The sequence below is a fragment of the Phaeobacter sp. CC-HEC084 genome (assembly GCF_059429255.1).
The window spans coordinates 1,452,444-1,468,599 of the sequence record NZ_JCAIJQ010000002.1 but is presented as its reverse complement, the minus strand read 5'-3'; the positions used below and the strand labels follow the sequence as shown (position 1 = coordinate 1,468,599).

Annotated in this window: 16 protein-coding genes; 8 read left to right on the top strand and 8 right to left on the bottom strand. The window is 60.0% G+C overall.

What is annotated here, in order from left to right; genetic code table 11:
- The first annotated feature begins 96 nt into the window (after positions 1 to 96).
- The 5 genes from AC5SSZ_RS07400 (at position 97) to ccmE (ending at position 7,151) form a co-directional block, all read left to right on the top strand.
- Positions 97 to 3,522, top strand: coding sequence for an indolepyruvate ferredoxin oxidoreductase family protein (locus tag AC5SSZ_RS07400; RefSeq protein ID WP_495437738.1), 3,426 nt, complete (start codon positions 97 to 99; stop codon positions 3,520 to 3,522).
- 221 nt (positions 3,523 to 3,743) lie between these two features.
- Positions 3,744 to 4,676, top strand: a complete 933-nt coding sequence (locus AC5SSZ_RS07395) for a lysophospholipid acyltransferase family protein (protein ID WP_495438324.1) — start codon at positions 3,744 to 3,746, stop codon at positions 4,674 to 4,676.
- Positions 4,677 to 4,700: 24 nt separating this feature from the next.
- Positions 4,701 to 5,510, top strand: a complete 810-nt coding sequence (gene murI / locus AC5SSZ_RS07390; protein WP_495437737.1) for a glutamate racemase — start codon at positions 4,701 to 4,703, stop codon at positions 5,508 to 5,510.
- A 132-nt stretch (positions 5,511 to 5,642) separates the two neighbouring features.
- Complete coding sequence (gene argC / locus AC5SSZ_RS07385) at positions 5,643 to 6,671, top strand: N-acetyl-gamma-glutamyl-phosphate reductase (protein ID WP_065270194.1); 1,029 nt, start codon at positions 5,643 to 5,645, stop codon at positions 6,669 to 6,671.
- 36 nt (positions 6,672 to 6,707) lie between these two features.
- Positions 6,708 to 7,151 (top strand): cytochrome c maturation protein CcmE, encoded by a 444-nt coding sequence (gene ccmE / locus AC5SSZ_RS07380; protein WP_065270195.1) that lies wholly within the window; start codon positions 6,708 to 6,710, stop codon positions 7,149 to 7,151.
- Between the two features lie 89 nt (positions 7,152 to 7,240).
- On the opposite strand, the gene speE is transcribed toward ccmE, so the two are convergent.
- The 3 genes from speE to AC5SSZ_RS07365 form a co-directional block, all read right to left on the bottom strand.
- Positions 7,241 to 8,092 carry a polyamine aminopropyltransferase gene (gene speE, locus AC5SSZ_RS07375; protein WP_065270196.1) on the bottom strand — a complete coding sequence of 284 codons (852 nt, stop codon included), beginning with the start codon at positions 8,090 to 8,092 and terminating at the stop codon, positions 7,241 to 7,243.
- Positions 8,089 to 8,595 carry an adenosylmethionine decarboxylase gene (gene speD / locus AC5SSZ_RS07370; protein WP_065270197.1) on the bottom strand — a complete coding sequence of 169 codons (507 nt, stop codon included), beginning with the start codon at positions 8,593 to 8,595 and terminating at the stop codon, positions 8,089 to 8,091. Before speD ends, speE begins: the two co-directional genes overlap by 4 nt.
- A gap of 216 nt (positions 8,596 to 8,811) precedes the next feature.
- Complete coding sequence (locus AC5SSZ_RS07365; RefSeq protein ID WP_274828059.1) at positions 8,812 to 9,045, bottom strand: DUF1127 domain-containing protein; 234 nt, start codon at positions 9,043 to 9,045, stop codon at positions 8,812 to 8,814.
- Positions 9,046 to 9,138: 93 nt separating this feature from the next.
- Here AC5SSZ_RS07365 and AC5SSZ_RS07360 point away from each other — a divergent pair, with 93 nt between their 5' ends.
- The 3 genes from AC5SSZ_RS07360 (at position 9,139) to rpsI (ending at position 11,654) form a co-directional block, all read left to right on the top strand.
- Complete coding sequence (locus AC5SSZ_RS07360; RefSeq protein WP_495437736.1) at positions 9,139 to 10,542, top strand: aminotransferase-like domain-containing protein; 1,404 nt, start codon at positions 9,139 to 9,141, stop codon at positions 10,540 to 10,542.
- 162 nt (positions 10,543 to 10,704) lie between these two features.
- Positions 10,705 to 11,163 carry a 50S ribosomal protein L13 gene (gene rplM / locus AC5SSZ_RS07355; protein ID WP_065270200.1) on the top strand — a complete coding sequence of 153 codons (459 nt, stop codon included), beginning with the start codon at positions 10,705 to 10,707 and terminating at the stop codon, positions 11,161 to 11,163.
- A 5-nt stretch (positions 11,164 to 11,168) separates the two neighbouring features.
- On the top strand, positions 11,169 to 11,654 hold the full coding sequence (gene rpsI / locus AC5SSZ_RS07350; protein WP_065270201.1) for a 30S ribosomal protein S9: 486 nt from the start codon (positions 11,169 to 11,171) through the stop codon (positions 11,652 to 11,654).
- 127 nt (positions 11,655 to 11,781) lie between these two features.
- Here rpsI and AC5SSZ_RS07345 read toward each other — a convergent pair whose 3' ends face one another.
- The 5 genes from AC5SSZ_RS07345 to AC5SSZ_RS07325 all read right to left on the bottom strand — a co-directional run bounded on the left by AC5SSZ_RS07345 (position 11,782) and on the right by AC5SSZ_RS07325 (position 16,111).
- Positions 11,782 to 12,399, bottom strand: a complete 618-nt coding sequence (locus AC5SSZ_RS07345) for a TetR/AcrR family transcriptional regulator (protein WP_065270202.1) — start codon at positions 12,397 to 12,399, stop codon at positions 11,782 to 11,784.
- Entirely contained in the window at positions 12,392 to 13,261 is an 870-nt protein-coding gene (ppk2, locus tag AC5SSZ_RS07340; RefSeq protein ID WP_495437735.1) for a polyphosphate kinase 2, read from the bottom strand. The genes AC5SSZ_RS07345 and ppk2 overlap by 8 nt, the downstream gene beginning before the upstream one ends.
- A 66-nt stretch (positions 13,262 to 13,327) precedes the next feature.
- Positions 13,328 to 14,275: an alpha/beta fold hydrolase gene (locus AC5SSZ_RS07335; RefSeq protein ID WP_495437734.1), complete on the bottom strand. Its 948-nt coding sequence runs from the start codon at positions 14,273 to 14,275 to the stop codon at positions 13,328 to 13,330.
- A gap of 4 nt (positions 14,276 to 14,279) precedes the next feature.
- Positions 14,280 to 15,197, bottom strand: a complete 918-nt coding sequence (gene metA, locus AC5SSZ_RS07330) for a homoserine O-acetyltransferase MetA (protein WP_065270205.1) — start codon at positions 15,195 to 15,197, stop codon at positions 14,280 to 14,282.
- Between the two features lie 50 nt (positions 15,198 to 15,247).
- Positions 15,248 to 16,111 (bottom strand): ATPase, encoded by an 864-nt coding sequence (locus AC5SSZ_RS07325; protein ID WP_495438323.1) that lies wholly within the window; start codon positions 16,109 to 16,111, stop codon positions 15,248 to 15,250.
- Positions 16,112 to 16,156 lie beyond the last annotated feature (45 nt).

The following is a 16,156-nucleotide window of genomic DNA, read 5'->3' as shown; positions in this document are numbered from 1 at the left end:
GGAGGGGGATATTGACAACAGTGGGTATACAGGTCAGTATTTGTGACCTAATATCGATGGAAATTATTGCAAGCCAGTTGTGGTTGGGAGGACCGGATGAGCACGCAAAAGATCTCGTTGAATGACAAATATGATCTGAGCAAATCGCCCGTCATGCTGAACGGCACGCAGGCGCTTGTGCGCCTGATGCTGATGCAGAAGGCGCGGGACACGGCTGCCGGTCTCAACACTGCTGGGCTTGTCACCGGCTATCGCGGATCGCCGCTTGGCGCTGTCGACATGCAGATGAGCCGGGCCGAAAAGCAGCTGAAAGAGGCCGATGTCACCTTTCAGTACGGTTTGAACGAGGATCTGGCCGTCACCGCCCTATGGGGCGCGCAACAGGCCGAAATCCGTGGTGAAGGCAAATTCGACGGCGTATTCGGCCTTTGGTATGGCAAGGGGCCGGGCGTTGACCGTGCTGGCGATGCCTTCCGCCACGCCAATATGGCAGGCAGCTCCAAAAACGGCGGCGTGCTGGTGGCGATGGGCGACGACCACACCGGCGAAAGCTCCACCGTGCTGCACCAGTCCGAATGGGCGCTGATGGATGCCTACCTCCCGATCCTCAGCCCCGCTGGTGTGCAAGAAATCCTAGATTTCGGGCTTTATGGCTACGCGCTCAGCCGGTTTTCCGGTCTCTGGGTCGGCCTCAAGACGATGAAGGACACCATCGAGGTAACTTCGGTCGTGGATGCAAGCCCGGACCGGGTGAAACTGGTTACCCCCGATTTCGCCATGCCGCCGGATGGGCTGAATATCCGCCTGGTGGATGACCGTTTTCAGCAGGAAGACCGGATCATCGACCAGAAACGCTTTGCTGCCGAGGCATTCAGCCACGCCAACAAGATGGACAAACGTATCTGGGGCAAACCCGGTGCCAAGATCGGTTTCGTGGCCGCGGGCAAGAACTGGCTGGATCTGGTTCACGCCATGTCTCTGTTGAATATCGATGAGGCGATGGCCGAACGTCTGGGCATCACCACATACAAGGTCGGTCAGGTCTGGCCGCTGGACATGAAGGGCTTCCACGATTGGGCCGAAGGTCTGGATCTGATCGTCGTGGTCGAGGAAAAGCGCAAGCTGATCGAGGTGCAGATCAAGGAGGCGATCTTTGACGACCGCCGTGGTCGCCGGGTTTACGGCTGGCACAAGGGCGGCGGAGCGGGCTCCATGCACGGGCCGGAACTCTTCCCGACGCGCTATGCGCTCGACCCCATCATGATCGCCGAGAAGCTGGGCGAGATTCTGATCGAAGAGGGCCGCGACACCGAAGCAATCCGCGCCGGGCTGGCCAGCCTGGACGAGGCGCGCCGCGCCGACAACGCCGAAGAAATCGCTGCGCGCCTGCCGTATTTCTGCTCGGGTTGTCCGCACAATTCTTCGACCAAGATCCCTGAGGGCAGCCGTGCCTATGCCGGGATCGGTTGTCACTTCATGGTGCAGTGGATGGACCGGGAGACCATGGGCTTTACCCATATGGGCGGCGAAGGCGCCAACTGGATCGGCGAGGCGCCGTTCTCCAAGCGCAAGCATGTGTTCCAGAACCTTGGCGATGGCACTTATAACCACTCCGGCGTGCAGGCGATCCGTGCCGCACTGGCCGAAGGCACCAATATTACCTACAAGATCCTCTATAACGATGCGGTGGCCATGACTGGCGGTCAGGGCAATGAGGGCGGCCTCAGCGCTTATCGCATCGCGCATGAGCTGAAGGCGATGGGGGTGGAGCATCTTGCCATCGTTTATGACGAGAAAGAAGAGATCGATTTCAAGCAGTTCCCAGCCGGGGTTCCCACCCATGAGCGGGCCGAGCTGATGAACGTGCAAAAGCAGATGGAAGAGGTCGAAGGCGTTTCTGCAATCATCTATGTCCAGACCTGCGCCGCCGAAAAACGCCGCCGTCGCAAGCGGGGCCTGTTCCCCGATCCCGATCAGCGCGTGTTCATCAACTCGGACGTTTGTGAAGGATGCGGCGATTGCGGGGTGCAATCCAACTGTGTCTCTATCGTTCCCAAGGAAACCGAACTGGGCCGCAAGCGGGCGATTGATCAATCCTCCTGCAACAAGGATTTCTCTTGCCTCAACGGCTTCTGTCCGTCCTTCCTGACCATCGAAGGCGCCAAGATCCGCAAGGAGGCCACGGCTGAGCTGAAGCTGCCCGATCTGCCGATGCCCGACCTGCCCAAGATCGACGGTACCCATAACGTGGTGATCACCGGCGTTGGTGGGACTGGCGTTGTGACCATCGGCGCGGTGCTGGCGCAGGCTGCCCAAATCGACGGCAAAGGTGCCGGCATGATGGAGATGGCAGGCCTCGCACAAAAGGGCGGCGCGGTGCATATCCACTGCCGCATTGCCGAAAGCCCTGATGACATCAGCGCCATCCGCGTCGCCACTGGTGAGGCGCACGCGCTGATCGGTGGCGATCTGGTGGTAAGTGCGGGCGCCAAGACCATTGGGTTGATGCGCACAGGTCAGACCGGCGGTGTGGTGAACAGCCACGAGATCATCACCGGCGATTTCACTCGCGACACCAATTTCCAGCTCCCCACTGACCGGCTTGAGGTGGCGCTGGAGGCACGCCTGCGCGAGCGGCTCGATATGTTCGACGCATCGCAGCTTGCGCAGGCCACAATGGGAGATTCGATCTTCTCCAACATGATGGTCTTTGGCGGGGCTTTCCAACGCGGTCTGATCCCGGTCAGCCTTGAGGCAATCACCCAGGCGATCGAGCTGAACGGCGCTGCGGTGGAAAAGAACCTGCGTGCCTTTGAAATCGGTCGCTGGGCGGTGCTGCACCCCGAAGAGGTGGCCAAGCTGATCAAGCCCGCCAACGTAGTGGAGCTGCCCAAGACGCTGGATGAAAAGATCGCCTATCGGCAGGATCATCTGACCGCCTATCAGGGCAAGGGGCTGGCCAAACGCTATATGAAGATGCTGGATGGCATCGACGATGCACGCCTGAAGGAAGCCGTCGCCAAGGGCTATCACAAGCTGCTGGCCTATAAGGACGAATACGAGGTGGCGCGTCTGTTGTTGAGCAGCCGCGAGAAGGCCGAGGCGCAGTTTGAGGGCGATCTGAAGATCTCTTACAATCTGGCGCCGCCGATCCTGGGCGGGGTTGACGCTAACGGACGCCCGAAAAAGCGCCGTTTCGGCCCAAGCATGGAGCGCGGTCTGAAGCTGCTGGCGAAGTTCAAAGGTCTGCGCGGCACGCCGCTCGATATCTTTGGCTATACCGCCGAGCGCAAGATGGAACGGGCGCTGATCAAGCAATACGAGCGCGACATGAAGGAATGGCTGGCAAAAGCCTCGCCTGAGATCATGGACCCGCTGGTCGCTCTGGCCGAACTGCCGCTGCAGATCCGTGGCTTTGGTCCGGTGAAGATGGAAAGCGAGCAGAAGGCGGCGAAACGACGCGAAGAACTGCTGGCGGTTCTGCGTCAGGGCGGTGCTCCGATGAAGAAAGCGGCCGAATAAGCCGCAGGGGTGTTCTCCCGCCCGGCAGGTGACAGCCGGACGGCTGCCTCTTGCCCGTTGGGCCCGGCGCCGCGCATCTGCGCGGCGCTGCTGCGTTCTGGGGCAGGGCGCGGGATCCTGCCGTAGACCGGTCATGAGTCTGTTACGGGGATCTGAGATGCTGTTATGCCTAACCGGTCACCTTGGTGATTCCGTCCAGAAAGACCCAGCCCATGTCCGAGATGCAGCAACTGTCCGGCAATACCCAATCAAGGAAATCCCGTCCTGGAAAAATCCGGTCCAGCGCGCGCCAGATCGCGCGGGAGATCTCTTACGCGCATTCGGCGCAGACCCGTTCGGGGCGTCTGGTGATCCGAATGATGGAGAATACCACGGGCCGTCTGAAGCTGATCCGGCGCGCTCGGGGGTATGAGCAGGAGGTCGCGGGTGGGCGCAGTTTCTGGAGCGTCATCGCTGAACGCTATGGTCTGTCGCTGGAGATCATCGGCGGCGCGCTGTCCAATATTCCGCGCGACAAGCCGGTCGTTCTGATCGCCAATCATCCCTATGGGATCCTTGATGGGCTGATGATGGGGCACATCCTTGCCGAAACGCGCGGGGATTTTCGTATTCTGGCGCATCAGGTGTTCGGCAAGTCGGAAGACCTGAACCGTATCATCCTGCCGATCGATTTTGCCGAAACCAAGGATGCGCTGCGCACCAACCTAGAGACCCGCAAAACGGCGCTCAGCTATCTGGGGCAGGGCGGCGCCATCGGGATCTTTCCGGGCGGCACGGTTTCCACGGGAGCAACGCCCTTTGCCCGGCCGATGGATCCGGGCTGGCGCAGCTTTACCGCGCGGATGATTGCCAAATCCGATGCGGTTGTGGTGCCGGTCTATTTTGACGGCCACACTTCGCGCTTGTTTCAGATCGCCAGCCATCTGCACGCTACGTTGCGCATGGGGCTCTTGATCAAGGAATTTCACAAGCGGGTCGATACACCGGTGCGGGTGGTGATCGGGGAGGCGATCGGGCGCGACAAACTTGACCCTTTGACCGGGGATGCCAAAGGAATGATGGATTTCCTGCGCAAAGCGACGTATGAGCTGTCTCCGACTCCTCTCGATCCGGGCTTGCGCGGGTTCGAGTTTGAAGAGAAACATCGCGCCTGAAGGTGGCATCCGCGAAAGAAGAACATGGCAGTAGGCATTTTTGATTCTGGTCTGGGCGGTCTGACCGTGCTCGACGCTGTGCAGCGGCGTCTGCCGGAGGTTGACCTTATCTATTACGGCGACAGTGCTCACGCCCCCTATGGCGTACGCGATGCCGAGGATGTCTATCAGCTGACCAAGGCCGCCGTGGAAGACATGTGGGACAAGGGTTGCGATCTGGTGATCCTGGCCTGTAACACCGCTTCGGCGGCGGCGCTGCGGCGCATGCAGGAGGGCGGGCTGCCCAAGGGCAAGCGCGTGCTTGGCGTCTTTGTGCCGCTGATCGAAGCACTGACCGAGCGCCAGTGGGGCGATAATTCGCCGCCGCGCGAGGTTGCGGTGAAGCATGTGGCGTTGTTTGCAACGCCCGCGACCGTATCCAGCCGGGCGTTTCAGCGGGAACTGGCCTTTCGCGCCATTGGTGTCGATGTGGAAGCGCAGGCCTGTGGCGGTGTTGTCGACGCCATCGAGGAAGGCGACATGATCCTGGCCGAAGCGCTGGTGCGCAGCCATGTGGATGCGCTCTTGCGCAAGATGCCGCATCCCGAGGCTGCCATCTTGGGCTGCACCCATTATCCGCTGATGGAAAAGACCTTTCAGGAGGCGCTTGGCCCCAAGGTCAAAGTGTTCAGCCAGGGCGATCTGGTGGCAGACAGTCTTGCCGATTACCTTGAGCGGCACCCGGATATGTACGGCACCGGCAAGGCAGGGTTCTACACTACCGGCGATCCGGCGCGGGTCAGCACCCATGCGACCCAGTTCTTGCGACGACAAATCACCTTTGAAGCAGCCTGATCCGGCGCTTCCACGGGGACGGCTTTCAGTCGTCCTTTTGGGCGGATCGCCTGTCGGCTGCGGCAGTTTTCCCTATTCTCACCGCCTGTTGCTGCGGTACAAATCACCTAAATTCAAAAGACGAGGTCTGACATGACCCACAAAGTGGCTATCCTTGGCGCCAGCGGTTACACCGGCGCGGAACTGGTGCGGCTGATTTCCCAGCACCCGAGCATTGAAATCGCGGCGCTTGCCGCCGAGCGTAAGGCGGGCCTGACCATGGCCGAGGTGTTCCCGCACCTGCGCCATCTGGATCTGCCGACCCTGTGCAAGATCAGCGAGATCGACTTTTCACAGATCGACCTGTGTTTCTGCGCTCTGCCGCATAAAACCAGCCAGGAAGTGATCGCGGCCCTGCCGAAGGATCTGAAGATCGTCGATCTGTCGGCGGATTTCCGGCTGCGCGATCCGGCGGAATATGAAAAATGGTACGGCAACCCCCATGCTGCGCTGGAGCAGCAGGAAGAGGCGGTTTACGGCCTCACCGAATTCTACCGGGATGAGATCCGGGGCGCGCGGCTGGTGGCGGGTACCGGCTGCAACGCGGCAACCGGGCAGTTCGCGCTGCGACCGCTGATCACCTCGGGCCTGATTGATCTGGATGAAATCATCCTCGATCTGAAATGCGCCGTTTCCGGCGCGGGGCGGGCCCTGAAGGAAAACCTGCTGCATGCGGAGCTGAGCGAGGGTTACAATGCCTATGCCATCGGTGGTACGCACCGGCATCTGGGTGAATTCGATCAGGAATTCTCGAAACTGGCCGGGCGTCCGGTCAAGGTGCAGTTCACCCCGCATCTGGTTCCCGCCAACCGGGGTATTCTGGCGACGACCTATGTCAAAGGCGACGCCGAGGCGATCCACGCGGCATTCGTTTCTGCCTATGCCGATGAACCCTTTATCGAGGTTCTGCCCTTTGGCACCGCGCCAAGCACCCACCACGTGCGCGGCTCCAACTTCTGTCATATCGGCGTGACCGCTGACCGGATCGAAGGGCGGGCCATTGTCATTGCAGCGCTGGATAACCTGACAAAAGGTAGCAGCGGACAGGCCTTGCAGAACGCCAATCTGATGTTAGGTGAAGACGAAACTGCGGGTCTGATGATGGCGCCGCTGTTCCCCTAGGGCGCCAGACCCGGACGAGCACAGGACGGTAACGATATGAAAAACCTCAAAAAGCAGCGCCGCATTCAGGTGATCGCATTGGCGACCGTTGCCTTGATCGTGTCGACGGCTTTGATCGGTTACGCGATGCGGGACGGGATCAACTACTTCCGTTCGCCCAGTCAGGTGATGGCCGAGCCGCCGGTGCCGACAGAGGTTTTCCGTATTGGCGGTCTGGTCGAAGATGGCAGTCTGGTGCGCGGTCAGGGCGAAACCGTGCGGTTCTCTGTGACTGATGGCGGCGCAACCGTGCCGGTGACCTACGCGGGTGTGCTGCCGGATCTGTTCGAGGAAAATCAGGGAATGGTCGGCACAGGCCGTTACGTCAACGGTGTGTTCGAAGCCTCTGAAATTCTGGCGAAACATGACGAGACCTACATGCCCAAGGAAGTCGTGGACGCGCTGAAAGAACAGGGTGTCTATCAGGAGCCGGACGCCTGAGGTTCGGAACATTCCAAAACAGTACCAAATGAAAACGGGGGCCCTTGGCCCCCGTTTTGTTTCAGCAGATCCTGCGCGCGGCGCATGTCTTATGGGAAGAGTTTCTTCACATAGCCGGGCAGGGCGAAAGCCGCCTTGTGCACCTCGGGCGTGTAGTAATCGGTTTCAATCCCGGCAGCGGCAAAGCGTTTTTCCAGATCGGCCAGCGACACGGTGCGCGCGGATTTGGAGTGGCTGCCCCAGCCAAAGGCCATCGGACCACCCGCATAGGTCGGGATTGTCGCCAGATAGCAGCTGTGATCGGCAAACAGCGTCTTGAAGGCGCGCATGGTGCCGGTCAGCTCGTCCCCTTGCATGAAGGGCACGCCGTTCTGGGTGACGATGATACCGTCATCGGTCAGCGCGCGGGCGGCGTGGCCGTAGAAGGTATTGGTGAACAGCACCTCGCCCGGGCCGATCGGATCGGTGGAATCGACCACGATCACGTCGAATTTCTGATCTGTTTCACGCATGAAGGCCGCGCCATCGTTGATCACCAGATTGAGCCGCGGATCGTCAAAGGCGCCCTGGCTCAGCATCGGCAGGTATTCCTTTGAGAAATCCACCACACCGGCGTCGATCTCGACCATGGTGACATGTTCGACCGAGGCGTGACGCAGCGCCTCGCGGGCCATTCCGCCATCGCCGCCGCCGATGATCAGCACACGTTTTGCGGCCCCATGGGCCAGGATCGGCACATGGGTCAGCATCTCGTGGTAGATGAAATTGTCGCCTTCGGTGGTCTGCACCACGTCATCCAGCGTCAGGATGCGGCCGAACGTACCGTTCTGAAAGACCTTCAGGCGCTGATGCTCGGTCTTGCTGTCATAAAGCATCTCATCCACGCGCAGGCTCTGCGCGTAGTGATCGTGCAGGCGTTCGGTGATCCAGGTCTCGCTCATGCCGCGACCTCCTTGGCGATCAGCTCCTCCCCGCGCAGAAGTTCCCGGACCTCCACGTGATCGGTGGAAAAGGCCTCTTTCAGCACGCCGACAGCGCGCCAGGGTTCGGCATCGCCGCACATGAAGACGTCAAAGGCGCCATAGCCGATTTCCGGCCAGGTGTGCACCGAGATGTGGCTTTCGGCCAGCACGGCCACGCCCGACACGCCTTGCGGCGAGAATTTATGGGTGTGGATGTGCAGCAGCGTGGCGCCGCAAACCTCGACGCATTTGCGGAAGGCGTTCTGAATGCGGGTCTCGCAATCAAGGCCTGTGCCGTTCATGACTTCGATGATCAGATGGGTTCCGGCGAATACTTTTCCATCACGGCGGATGAAATGGTCTTCGCGGTCGCTGTCCACAACGGTTTCGATGATCGCAGCGGGTACACTGCGGGCGGTATCTTCCTCTTGGGCGCCTGTCTCCAGACCGATCCCCAGTTGGAAGAGGTTGGCGTCTTTCATGACACTCCCCTTCGTTCCAGTAGATGACAATCCAGCCGGCCCTTAGCGCCCCCCCGGATAAGGGTCCGGGGTTGGGATCGGTGCCGAAAGTGAGGCGCATCTAGGCCCCATGGCAGATTCGATCAAGGAAAAATTTACCAGGGGCTTTGAAATGATTGAAAAGAAAAAAGGCCGGGGAACTGGCCCCGGCCGTCAGGTGGTTCCGGTACCCGGGGATCAGGGGCGCCAGAACGGAAGAGTGGCTTCATAATGGGCGTCCTCGCGGGAGAGCCCGATGTCTTGCAATTGTTCCGGGGTCAGGTGGCGGAGCTGTTTACGGCTGCGCTGTCGGACGGACCATTTCGTCATCAGAACCGCGAACGTCACCGCGACCTGAGCCAGCACCGGCAGGGTGGGCTGATTGGTCAGAAAGGTGATGCTGGAATGTGCAGGGGTCGCGTGCTGTGTCATGGTCAGATCCTTTATTGTATTGATACAATCCTGTGTTGTTGGTACGATCACTTGATACAAAGTTCCGACTCAGCTGTCTAAGGAAGCATTGTAATGGGTACAATTTGGGCGCCGAGCCTTGGAGATAAGCCTGGACCGAAGTATCAGCGGGTGGCCGATACAATCCGCGCGGCGGTGGAAAACGATACATTGCGTGTTGGTACAAAGTTGCCGCCGGTGCGCGATCTGGCCTATCAGCTGGGCATTACCCCCGGCACGGTGGCACGGGCCTATTCCACGCTCACGGACGAAGGACTTCTGCAGGCCGAGGTCGGGCGCGGTACATTTGTCGCTGAGCGGCAGACCAAGGTCATGGATGATGTCTGGTCCCGCGAATTGCACCTTCGGGAGGAAGGCGATCCCAACCATGTCAGCCTGTTCAGCCCGCGCCTTGCCGATGTGGGGCAGGTGGCTGCGATCCGGGAGGCGATGAAGAAGGTCGCCGCCGCTGATCCGCTGATGTTCCTGAACTACCCGACCCGTGACGCCTACCGCCCGGTGCGCGAAGCAGTGGTGGAGTGGCTGTCTGATCAGCCGCTGGGGCCGCTTGATGAAAACCAGGTGGTCCTGACCCATGGCGGTCAGAACGGCATCCTCACGGTGCTGCAGGCGGTCCTGAAGGACGCGCAGCCCACGCTGTTGGTCGAGGATCTTTCTTATGCCGGCTTTCGTCGTGCGTCTGAACTGCTCCGGGCCAAGGTTGTCGGGGTGGGGATGGACGAACACGGGATTCGTCCGGATTCGCTGGAGCTTGCCATCCGCAAGACGGGCGCCACGGTTCTCTGTACCAGCCCGGAGGTGCACAATCCGACCGGTCTGTTTACGCCGCAAAAACGGCGCGAGGAGATCATCAAGGTCGCCCGGCGCCACGAGTTGCAGATCGTCGAGGATGATTGCTATCGCATGGGAGAGGCCGGTGCGCCCAGCTATCGCGCTCTGGCGCCCGATATCACCTGGCACGTCTGTTCGATCTCGAAGGTTTTGACGCCGGCGCTGCGGGTCGGTTTTGCCCTCGCTCCTAAAGGTCACGAACAGGATCTGCGCCGGTCAGCGGAATACAGCTTTTTTGGCCTGTCGCAGCCGCTGGCCGAGCTGATCCGCGTCTTGCTTTCGGACCCGCGCAGCAAGGAGCTGGCCAAAGAGGTGCGCAAGGAAATGGCCAAATATGTGCGTGTGGCGGTGAATGCCCTTGGTGCGTTTGAGTTGACATGGAAAGACGAGGTCCCGTTCCTCTGGCTGAAACTGCCTGCAGGCTGGCGCTCCGCGGCCTTTACTCGCGCGGCAGAAGCCGCAGGTGTGCAGATCAGGTCAGCCGATGAATTCGCCCTGAGGGATGGCCGCGCGCCCAATGCCGTGCGCATCACCATCAACGGGCAGGTTTCTTTGGCTAAGTTCGAAGACGCGATGCTGCGTTTGCGCAGCCTTTTGGACAACCCGCCCGAGCAAATCAGCGTTTAGGAGTGGGGTATTTTGATACCTATTTTTTAACACGCTGATTTTGCGTGATAAATTGTTGTTTCGCTGTGTTGACGCAGTGCGGAGATCCCCGTAAACCCCGTCCATCGAATTCAGGTGAGTTGTATTCCGGCTCATCTTCACGACAAACAGGATAGACCTGCCATGAAAACCTTCTCTGCTACTCCGGCAGATATCGAGAAGAACTGGATCCTGATCGACGCCGAAGGCGTTGTTCTGGGCCGTCTTGCCTCGATCGTTGCCATGCGCCTGCGCGGTAAGCACAAAGCGTCGTTCACGCCGAACATGGACATGGGCGACAACGTCATCATCATCAACGCCGACAAGGTACAGATGACCGGCAAGAAGCGCGACGAGCACTTCTACTGGCACACTGGCCACCCGGGCGGCATCAAGTCCCGCACCAAGCAACAGATCCTGGAAGGCGCGCACCCCGAGCGTGTTGTCTATCAGGCTGTGAAGCGCATGCTGCCGGGCAACCGTCTGGCGCGCCAGCAGATGAGCAACCTGCGTATCTATGCTGGTGCCGCGCACCCGCATGAGGCCCAGGCCCCCGAGGTTCTGGATGTCAAATCCATGAACAAGAAAAACACGCGGAGCTGAGACCGATGGCTGATCAGATCAACACTCTCGAAGAGCTGGGCGCCGTTGCAGGCGTTGAAGCTGTCGCTGAAGAAACCATTTCCCGTGAGCCCGTCCGTGACGAGCTGGGCCGTGCCTATGCAACCGGTAAGCGGAAAGACGCAGTCGCACGCGTCTGGATCAAGCCGGGTTCCGGCAAGGTCGAAGTGAACGGCAAAGAGCTGAACAAATACTTCGCCCGTCCGGTGCTGCAGATGATCCTGCGCCAGCCGTTCACCGTTGCCGGTGTCGAAGACCAGTTCGACGTCTACGCAACCGTCAAAGGCGGTGGCCTTTCCGGTCAGGCCGGTGCGGTCAAGCACGGCATCTCCAAAGCTCTGCAGCTTTATGATCCCGCCCTGCGCGGCGCTCTGAAAGCTGCTGGCTTCCTGACCCGTGACAGCCGTGTTGTTGAACGTAAGAAATTCGGCCGCCGCAAAGCGCGTCGTTCGTTCCAGTTCTCCAAGCGTTAATCGCTGGACAGCAGAACAGAGAAAGGCCGCAGAGAAATCTGCGGCCTTTTTTCGTGGTTTGTCTGTGTGGCTGAAACGGGGGGGTGGACCGCCCTGGAACCTACGTACAAAGGCGCAGCCGCGGTGCCTATTTGTCGGGTTCAATCAGGCCCAGACCGCGCAGATAGATCATGATCCCGCTTTCAAGCAGATCCTCGGGCGAGAAGGGCGAGGTGGCACCGGGCGTGTTGCGGGCATAAAGCTCCACAACGCCGTGGCTCAGCGCCATGATATGGGCGGAAAACATCGCTGCGGGCGGGCGTTTTTCGGCCGGGATGTGCTGGCTCAGATCCGCAGCAGCCTTTTCCAGGATGCCCCGTGCGCGGGCAGCGGCATCTGCCAGTTCGGGCGTACGGTTGACGGAAATACCGCTTTCGAACATCGCGATGTAATGGCCGGGATGTTTGCGGGCAAAGGCGAGATAGGCCCGTCCCGTTGCCTCAAATGCCGCCAGGGCCGAGGGCTGATATTTTTCATAGGCGTGCTGCATCAGATCGGCGAACATCGCAAAGCCCTGCTTGGCAGCCTCTGCGATCAGATCTTCACGGCCTTCGAAATGGCGATAGACTGCCGCCGGGGTGACGCCCGCCTGTTTTGCCGCCTCGGACAGGGTAAAGCCGGTCGGGCCTTTTGCCTCGATCAGACCCAGCGCAGATTCCACAAGAGCCTGACGCAGGTTGCCGTGATGATAGCCGCGTTTACGCATTCCAGATGTCCGGTCCGCCACAGATCAGGGGATCTACGTCCCCGAGTGCCTCGGCGTTTTTGTTGTCATAGTCCAGTCCATGTAGGACCGAACGGATGGCAGCCAGCCGCGCACGACGCTTGTCGTCCGAGCGGACGACTGTCCAGGGGGCCACCTCGGTATGGCTGCGGCGGAAGGTTTCGCCGATGGCATCGGTATAGGCGTCCCAGCGTTCCAGCCCTTTTACGTCGATGGTGCTTAGCTTCCAATGCTTCAGCGGATCAGATTCGCGCGCTAGAAACCGATCGAGCTGCTCGGCCCGGCCAACGTTCAGCCAGATCTTGAACAGGTGAATGCCGTCCTCGACCAGAGCCTCCTCGAACCCTGTAACCTGATGGAAGAAGCGCTCGCGCTGAGTGTCGGTGCAAAAGCCAAAGACCTTTTCGACGACGCCGCGATTGTACCAGCTGCGGTCGAAAAATACGATTTCACCGCCCGAGGGCAGATGGTCGATATAGCGCTGGAAATACCATTGGGTCTGCTCAGCCTCGGTCGGTTTCTGCAGTGCCACAACCCGCGCGCCGCGGGGGTTAAGGTTTTCGCGGAAGCGTTTGATTGTGCCACCTTTTCCTGCGGCATCTCGGCCTTCGAACACCACGGCGACACGGGCGCCAGAGGCTTTGACCCAGGATTGCAGTTTCACCAGCTCGATCTGCAGCGCGTCCATGGATTGCTCATAGGACTTTTTCTTCATCCGCGCGGCATGCGGATAGTCCGAATCCAATACCGCCTTCTTTCCGGCATCGGCGATTGCCTTGCGGATGTCAGAAGGCGCGCCGGTCTCGAAATAGCGGCTGATGGCGCCGTCAAATGGCAATGTCATGGGCAAAACCTTCCTGTCCTCAACTCTTTATAGGGCATTGCGCAGTGCAATGTGACTCCGATTTACCTAAAGCCCGGCGCGGGCGGCGACGCGGTCCACGGCGTCTGTCACATCCCCGGTGGCCACATTGTGTGGCATGTGGCCAATCCCGTCGAGTAGGGTCAGCCGGGCCTGCGGCACGTCCTTGACCAGTCTTGCGGCGTGCAGATGAACCCCAACGGTGGTGTCGGCGTCGCCATGCACAAGCTCGACCGGTACCTTGATGCGGTCATACTGCGGTGCCTGCGCTTTGATATCGCGCAGAAGGTTGGCCCGGTGCAGGGCATTGGCCCGGAGCGATCCGCGCCTGAGGGTCAGTCCGGGACCAAAATGCTCGGCGTATCCTTCTGGCACTGGTTGGGGGGCAAAGACATCCTCCAGCGCGCGGGTCACGGTGCGTTCCGGCACATAGGAGGTGATCAGCGGCACCACCAGACGGCTACCCAGCGGCGAGGCTGTCACTTTGTAGAATGGATCGAGCGAGCCATCCCAAGGGTGCGATACGCCAGAGACCGAGACCAGCGCCGAGAGATCATCCGGATGGTAGACAGCCCAGGCGAGCGCCACGGCCCCGCCATAGCTTTGCCCCAGCACGATGGGACGTTCGGCGCCAAGGCTGGCCGCGGCCTGTTGCAGCAGGGCCGCCTGATCCTCCAGAGTTGCATTGCCAGCTTCTGGCGCTGCGGTATAGCCGAGACCGGGGCGATCGAACATCAGCACGCGGAAACGGTTGGCCAACGCAGGGGCGAGGCGAAAGCTCATATCGCGGGTGCTGCCGTTGGAGCCGTGGATCAGCACCAGATCTGGCGCCGAGCCCTGCGGCTGGCCCATCTCGACCGCGTGCACGCGGGCATCACCCACCTCAATAAACCGGCCTTCAGGCGGGTGGCTGGCCCTGGCGCGGGCCTCCCGCCGGGATCCTTGCAGGGCGGTGATGCCGACGCCTGCAGCCATGGCAAAGGCAAGCGATAACAATGCGCTATTGACCGATGTTGTTCAGATCGAAGGGCGTGCTTTGGTAGATTTGATTGATCCAGTTGCCATAAAGCAGATGCGCATGGCTGCGCCAGCGGTTCTGCGGCGTGCGGCTGGGGTCATCATCCGGGTAGTAGTTGATCGGCACGTTGATCTCGGTGCCATTGGCAACGTCGCGGTCGTATTCTTGCTTCAGCGTATCACTGTCATATTCGAAGTGATTGAAGATATAGAGCGCGCGATGGTTCGGATCCTCGACCAGACAGGGGCCAACCTCATCACTTCCCAGAAGGGTGATGAGCTCTGGATGGCTGTCGATTTCATCCTGTTTCATCTCTGTCCAGCGCGAGACGGGAATGACGCAATCGTCTGAAAACCCGCGTAGGTAGGGCGAGGCAGGCGCGAGGTTCTTATGTCGGAAGCAGCCGAAGGCCTTGTGATCCAGCATGTGTTTCTTGACGCCGTGGAAATAGTTGATCATCGCCATGCCGCCCCAACAGACGCCAAAGGTGGAGTGCACATTGGTCTGCGTCCATTCAAACACCTCGCGCAGCTCATCCCAATAGGTGACGTTGTCGAAATTCAGATGTTCGATTGGGGCGCCGGTGATGATCAACCCGTCAAAGCGCTCGTCCTTCACCTCCTGAAAGGGGCGATAGAATTCGGCCATATGCTCGGCCGCGGTGTTGCGGGTCTGGTGTTCGGTCATCCGGATCAGAGACAGTTCGATCTGGAGCGGCGTCGCGCCGATCAGCCTGGCGAACTGGTTCTCCGTCTGGATCTTCTTTGGCATCAGATTGAGCAGACCGATGCGCAGCGGACGAATATCCTGACGCGCCGCCTGATCCGGCGACATGACCATCACGCCTTCGTTCGTCAGAACGTCATAGGCGGGCAGGTCAGAAGGGATCTTGATAGGCATGTCAGGTCCTTGCGGTTCATGTGTTGGGCTGAGGGCAAGAGATAAGCTGCCTAGGCGGCACTCTCAAGTGCGCTGGCGATCAAGTCCTCGAAACCAGCCTCGTCGCGCACGGCGCTGATCTGGTCAGCGGTGACGGTCACACCCCAGTTCTGCGCCATCACCTCATAGCGCGGCTGACGGTGCGCCAGCGCCTGCGCATAGGTCCAGCGAATGAAGGAATCGGGGTCAACATCTGCCTCTGATACGTTGTTTTTGCTAAGATAGTCTTCCCAGACCCTGCTCAGGAACTCCGGCTGATAGGACATCGGTTTGGGCGCGCGATCAAAGCGGCGAATCAACTCTTCGGTATGGGCCTCGTCACCTTTGATCCAGACCATCAGCGTGTGTTTGGACAGTTCGGTCAGGACCGGATCGTTCGGATCCTCGGCATCCACCCATTCACAGATCGACCCACCAGTGTCGCAGATGAAATGCGGATAGCCATAAAGCCGCTCGGCTCGGTCGATGAAATACTCGGTATCCAGCAGGGCGTGGATTTCGGCCAGGCGGAACTGTTCCTGACGGCGACGGTATTCGCTCATCGGGAGGCCGCCCTTGGCCGTGCTGCCCGGTTTGCCGAGGTAGGAGGAGACCGGTGTCAGGTTGTCGAAGGTAATATTCGATCCGATGTAGATCGAATCTGACAGCAGCAGATCACGCAGGAAGGGGACCTTCATCGCCTCGGCCTTGGCGTTGTCAGCGATGTATTCGCCCATGTAGCGGGTGCCGATGCGGTAGTCGATCGAGTAGTGGAACCAGCCCCCCGCGCCGCGCAGGATGTTGCTGATGTAGGTCTTGCCGAGTCCCGACATGCCAAAGAACAGTACGCGTTTGCTGGGGGCGTCGCGCCACGCCTGAGCGGAAGAATAAAGCATTGGCATTCCAGATCCTTGATCACCTGGCGCCTTGCTAGCCAGTGT

Bases quoted from the DNA above. Each gene is read 5' to 3' on its own strand.
- AC5SSZ_RS07400 (WP_495437738.1), top strand. From the start codon at position 97: ATGAGCACGCAAAAGATCTCGTTGAATGACAAATATGATCTGAGCAAA.
- AC5SSZ_RS07395 (WP_495438324.1), top strand. From the start codon at position 3,744: ATGCAGCAACTGTCCGGCAATACCCAATCAAGGAAATCCCGTCCTGGA.
- murI (WP_495437737.1), top strand. From the start codon at position 4,701: ATGGCAGTAGGCATTTTTGATTCTGGTCTGGGCGGTCTGACCGTGCTC.
- argC (WP_065270194.1), top strand. From the start codon at position 5,643: ATGACCCACAAAGTGGCTATCCTTGGCGCCAGCGGTTACACCGGCGCG.
- ccmE (WP_065270195.1), top strand. From the start codon at position 6,708: ATGAAAAACCTCAAAAAGCAGCGCCGCATTCAGGTGATCGCATTGGCG.
- speE (WP_065270196.1), bottom strand. From the start codon at position 8,092: ATGAGCGAGACCTGGATCACCGAACGCCTGCACGATCACTACGCGCAG.
- speD (WP_065270197.1), bottom strand. From the start codon at position 8,595: ATGAAAGACGCCAACCTCTTCCAACTGGGGATCGGTCTGGAGACAGGC.
- AC5SSZ_RS07365 (WP_274828059.1), bottom strand. From the start codon at position 9,045: ATGACACAGCACGCGACCCCTGCACATTCCAGCATCACCTTTCTGACC.
- AC5SSZ_RS07360 (WP_495437736.1), top strand. From the start codon at position 9,139: ATGGGTACAATTTGGGCGCCGAGCCTTGGAGATAAGCCTGGACCGAAG.
- rplM (WP_065270200.1), top strand. From the start codon at position 10,705: ATGAAAACCTTCTCTGCTACTCCGGCAGATATCGAGAAGAACTGGATC.
- rpsI (WP_065270201.1), top strand. From the start codon at position 11,169: ATGGCTGATCAGATCAACACTCTCGAAGAGCTGGGCGCCGTTGCAGGC.
- AC5SSZ_RS07345 (WP_065270202.1), bottom strand. From the start codon at position 12,399: ATGCGTAAACGCGGCTATCATCACGGCAACCTGCGTCAGGCTCTTGTG.
- ppk2 (WP_495437735.1), bottom strand. From the start codon at position 13,261: ATGACATTGCCATTTGACGGCGCCATCAGCCGCTATTTCGAGACCGGC.
- metA (WP_065270205.1), bottom strand. From the start codon at position 15,197: ATGCCTATCAAGATCCCTTCTGACCTGCCCGCCTATGACGTTCTGACG.
- AC5SSZ_RS07325 (WP_495438323.1), bottom strand. From the start codon at position 16,111: ATGCTTTATTCTTCCGCTCAGGCGTGGCGCGACGCCCCCAGCAAACGC.